This window comes from Hyphomonas oceanitis SCH89, from assembly GCF_000685295.1.
Classification (GTDB): domain Bacteria; phylum Pseudomonadota; class Alphaproteobacteria; order Caulobacterales; family Hyphomonadaceae; genus Hyphomonas; species Hyphomonas oceanitis.
In genome coordinates this window covers 1-3,841 of the sequence record NZ_ARYL01000081.1, presented here as the reverse complement: position 1 = coordinate 3,841, position 3,841 = coordinate 1, and the positions used below count along the sequence as shown (strand labels likewise).

Genomic DNA, 3,841 nt, shown 5'->3' with positions numbered 1-3,841 from the left:
TGCAGACGCATATCGAATTCGCTGGCACGATTGCCGCCATGCACAATATGCGTGTGGCAATCGATGAGACCTGGCGTGAGCAGACGGCCTTCCATATCTAAAGCGTCAACCTCGCGTGCATCTTCGGGAATGTCCGCCATCCGGCCGACCCATGCCAATCGGTCCCCCCTTGTCCAGACCGCCCCGTCAGGGACAAGACCGTAAGGCGCGTCTCCATCAAGAGTCGCAAGCGTAGCATGGGTCAGTAACATGATTTTTGTTGCCTGTTGTCGTCAGTCATTTTATATGTGCGTACATAAAAATGAGTCAAGGAAGAACATAATGGCCGTAATCTGGGCTCGGACAGCGCTTCTCTCAGACGGCTGGGCCAACGCGGTTCGTATCGAAACCAGCCTCGATGGAATAATCCGTTCTGTCACCGCAGATACGTCTCCCCAGGGACAGATAGTCGGCATACTGCTTCCGTCGCCAGCCAACATCCATTCGCACGCGTTCCAGCGTTCCATGGCAGGGTTGACCGAAAGGCGGGGCCCCGATCCGCGGGACACTTTCTGGACCTGGCGGCAACTGATGTTTCGCTTTCTCGATCGACTGAATCCGGACCATGTCGAGGGCATCGCTGCCTTTGTCCAAATGGAAATGCTTGAGGCAGGTTATTCGGCCAATGTCGAGTTTCACTATCTGCATCATCAGCCAGGCGGTGCTCCCTATGACAGACTTGCAGAAATGTCGGACCGCATTATTGCGGCCGCATCGACAACCGGAATCGGATTGACCCTCCTGCCCGTTCACTATCAATATGGCGGCTGCGACAAGCGCCCACTTGGGCCCGGCCAGGTCCGCTTCGGAAACGACTTCGACCGATATGCACGTCTTGTAGAAGATGTTGCAAAATCCGTTTCCAGCTTGCCAGCCGACTGTCGAACCGGCGTAGCGCCCCACAGCCTGCGAGCCGTGGCCGCCGAGGACATTCAGTCGGTCGAGCGACTGGCGGGCGATGGGCCCATCCACATGCATCTGTCGGAACAACAGGCCGAAGTCGATGAAGTGATCGCCCGCTACGGCGCACGCCCCGTAACCTGGTTCCTGGATAATTGTAATGCAGGACCCAGATGGTGCCTCATCCACTGCATCCAGATGCAAGCCGAAGAAACAGAAAGGCTCGCCCGGACCGGCGCCGTGGCTGGTATCTGCCCGGTGACTGAGGCCAGTCTGGGAGATGGTATCTTCAATGCAACCGGTTGGCTCGGCGCCGGCGGCGCGCTGGCGATTGGTTCGGATTCGAATATCCGCATATCGCTTACCGAAGAACTGCGCGCGCTGGAGTATTCCCAGCGTCTTCGGGATCACTCCCGTGCGGCGCTCGCAGCACCGCCTCAGTCAACCGGCCGCCATTTGTTCGAGCTTGTCAATCAGGGCGCGGCGATCGCCGCCGGCCGAAATAGCGGAGAGATCCGGGAAGGTGTCCTGGCTGACCTTGTCGCGCTCGATGATGAAAGTACCTGTCTGGACAGCCGATCGGGAGATGCGCTGCTCGACAGCTATATCTTTGCCGGTGATGATCGTCTCGTGACGGATGTCTGGTCTGCAGGTCGGCATCTGGTGCAGAACGGACGCCACCGGGATCATGACCAGATAACCGGGCGTTACCGCGAGATCATGCGCGAACTCGGAGACGCAATATGAAACGTGAGACGCTCAAAAACTGGCAATCGGTGCGCAAGGAAGTGCTCAACCGGATTCATTCGCGACAGTGGAAGCCCGGAGAACTCATACCCAATGAAGCCGACCTGGCACAGGAGTTCGGCTGCGCCCGGTCCACAGTGAACCGCGCGCTGCAAAACCTCGCAGACGACGGTTTGCTTGATCGCCGGCGCAAGGCCGGCACACGCGTCGCAATGCATCCGGTGCGCAAGGCGACAATGTCGATTCCCGTGATTCGCAATGAGATCATCGCGAGGGGAAGCGCTTATGGATACGACCTGATTTCTTCGGAGCGCAGTACGCCCCCCCCCCACGTTGCAGCTCTGATGGGATTGGCGCCACGCGCCGGCGTTATTCATATTGTCTGCGTTCATTCGGCAGATGACACACCCTATGTTATTGAGGATCGCTGGATCAGTTCTGATTGGGTTTCGCCCGACGATATGGTCAACTTTGCCAACCTTAGTCCCAATGAATGGCTCGTCACTCATGTCCCGTTCACTGCAGGCGACATTGCTTTTTCGGCCATATCTGCAGGCGCGTTTGAGGCAGCCCTGCTCGGGTGCGAATTGGGGGCGGCTTCGTTCGTCATTGACCGGACGACCCGTAACAACGAACGGACAATCACGACAGTTCGGCTCATCTTTGCCCCAGGGTACCGCATTGATACGGAAATCTGAATCAACTTTAGCTTCAGGTGGAATACTCTGCGCCTACCACCACTCGAGCACATATCCGGTCAAGAACCGACTGAAGGCGCCGGAATGGTCCTGAACAGATCCCAGGTGCATTCGTAATTGTCGGTCGTCAGCATCCCCCGGCCGGTTTGACGAAGGACAATTGGTCTTGTGACAGAGCGCCTCTAGAGCGAATCTGACGCTCAAATCGAAATCGTTACCAGGTCGTCGGTCACGTAGACGTAATCGGGAACAGGCAGGTTGAGCGGTGCCGGGCCCTCCCTGATTCTTCCGGAAATATCGTATTGCGAGCCATGACAGGGGCAATACCAGCCGCCATATGCGCCAACATTTCCCTGATTCGGACCAAGCGGTACGCAACCAAGATGGGTGCAGATACCAGACGTGATCAGAATATGGGGGTTTAGCGTCCCATCGGGTTTGGGACGCAGTCTGGCCTCGTCAGTTTCAGGATCGCGGAGGCGTTCAACGTTCACAGAGCGCGCTGCTGCAATCTCCGCGTCGGTCCTGCGACGGATGAACCAGGGCAAGCCACCGATCAGCACCCGGATTTCACTGCCTGCCTCCAATTTTGAAATATCCACGTCGAGCGAACTCGAAGCCCGTGTATCGCCGGCCGGGTTCATCTGGTCGACAAGGGGCCAGGCTGCCATGACAGCCCCTCCGAAAGCAAAGGCTCCCGTCGCAATGAAGATGAAGTTGCGGCGTTCGCTATCTGGAGAAGATAAATCTGTCATGGGACATTACCCTGTCTTTCATGGACGCTTGAGCTGACCCCGGAGGGCGTCTTCGGTTGCGTGCCGGACTAAGGCTCCGCAGCGCGTCGCCGATATTCGGGGGACGCGCGACAGCACTGCGGAGCCAGAGCGAGAAGGCGGGGGAACACATTCTCGCCCTGTCCGAATAGGCACTCATCGGTTTGGTTCTGGCTCGGGACCCTCATTGAGGGGGAAGGGAGGGCTACACAATGAAGGCCCCGAGCCAAGGGCGGCGACACCCGTAACGGATGCCGGGCATCCGCCCTATTCAGTTTGAGCGGTGTCCTTGCCATCAGGCATCATCGAACAATAGTCGTCGGGGTTGTGCCCCATGGCCTCATGCTTGGCCTGGCAGTCTTCGGCGTTCATCTTGTCATGATCCATCATGCTGCCATGGTCCATCATCTCACCCATCGTCGCATCGCCCATTTCGTGACCTGCGCCTTCACCGTGTTCCATCATGTGACCATCAGCCATTTTCTCCTTCATGCCTGCCATGCAATCGCTTGATCCGTCCTGTCCTGGCATGCAGGACTTCGCCGCGTCGGCCGGGGCTTCGACTGCAGGTTTATCACCATGGTCGTGTGAGGCGTGACCTTCCTGCGCGAGCGCTGCGGGCGACAAGGCGAATAGAGCGACGGCGGTAATCCAGATTGGTTTCATTGATGTCATCCTCTTTTT

Annotated in this window: 4 protein-coding genes; 2 read left to right on the top strand and 2 right to left on the bottom strand. The window is 57.7% G+C overall.

The genetic code is table 11. The features are described 5' to 3' along the window. Positions 1-321: 321 nt before the first annotated feature. Entirely contained in the window at positions 322-1,686 is a 1,365-nt protein-coding gene (locus HOC_RS20075) for a formimidoylglutamate deiminase (RefSeq protein ID WP_034742857.1), read from the top strand. Continuing rightward, a complete protein-coding gene (locus tag HOC_RS20070) occupies positions 1,683-2,384 on the top strand; it encodes a GntR family transcriptional regulator (RefSeq protein ID WP_034742855.1) in 702 nt (233 codons plus the stop codon). The genes HOC_RS20075 and HOC_RS20070 overlap by 4 nt, the downstream gene beginning before the upstream one ends. 200 nt (positions 2,385-2,584) lie before the next feature. Here the strand turns inward: HOC_RS20070 and petA are convergent, their stop codons facing one another. Both petA and HOC_RS20060 read right to left on the bottom strand, forming a co-directional pair. Continuing rightward, complete coding sequence (gene petA / locus HOC_RS20065) at positions 2,585-3,139, bottom strand: ubiquinol-cytochrome c reductase iron-sulfur subunit (RefSeq protein WP_034742853.1); 555 nt, start codon at positions 3,137-3,139, stop codon at positions 2,585-2,587. A gap of 285 nt (positions 3,140-3,424) precedes the next feature. Continuing rightward, the gene (locus tag HOC_RS20060; protein WP_155839374.1) at positions 3,425-3,823 is read right to left on the bottom strand and encodes a hypothetical protein; all 399 of its coding nucleotides are present in this window, start codon (positions 3,821-3,823) and stop codon (positions 3,425-3,427) included. Positions 3,824-3,841: the final 18 nt, after the last annotated feature.

Coding starts and splice junctions, on each gene's coding strand:
- HOC_RS20060 (WP_155839374.1), bottom strand. CDS start 3,823: ATGAAACCAATCTGGATTACCGCCGTCGCTCTATTCGCCTTGTCGCCC.
- petA (WP_034742853.1), bottom strand. CDS start 3,139: ATGACAGATTTATCTTCTCCAGATAGCGAACGCCGCAACTTCATCTTC.
- HOC_RS20075 (WP_034742857.1), top strand. CDS start 322: ATGGCCGTAATCTGGGCTCGGACAGCGCTTCTCTCAGACGGCTGGGCC.
- HOC_RS20070 (WP_034742855.1), top strand. CDS start 1,683: ATGAAACGTGAGACGCTCAAAAACTGGCAATCGGTGCGCAAGGAAGTG.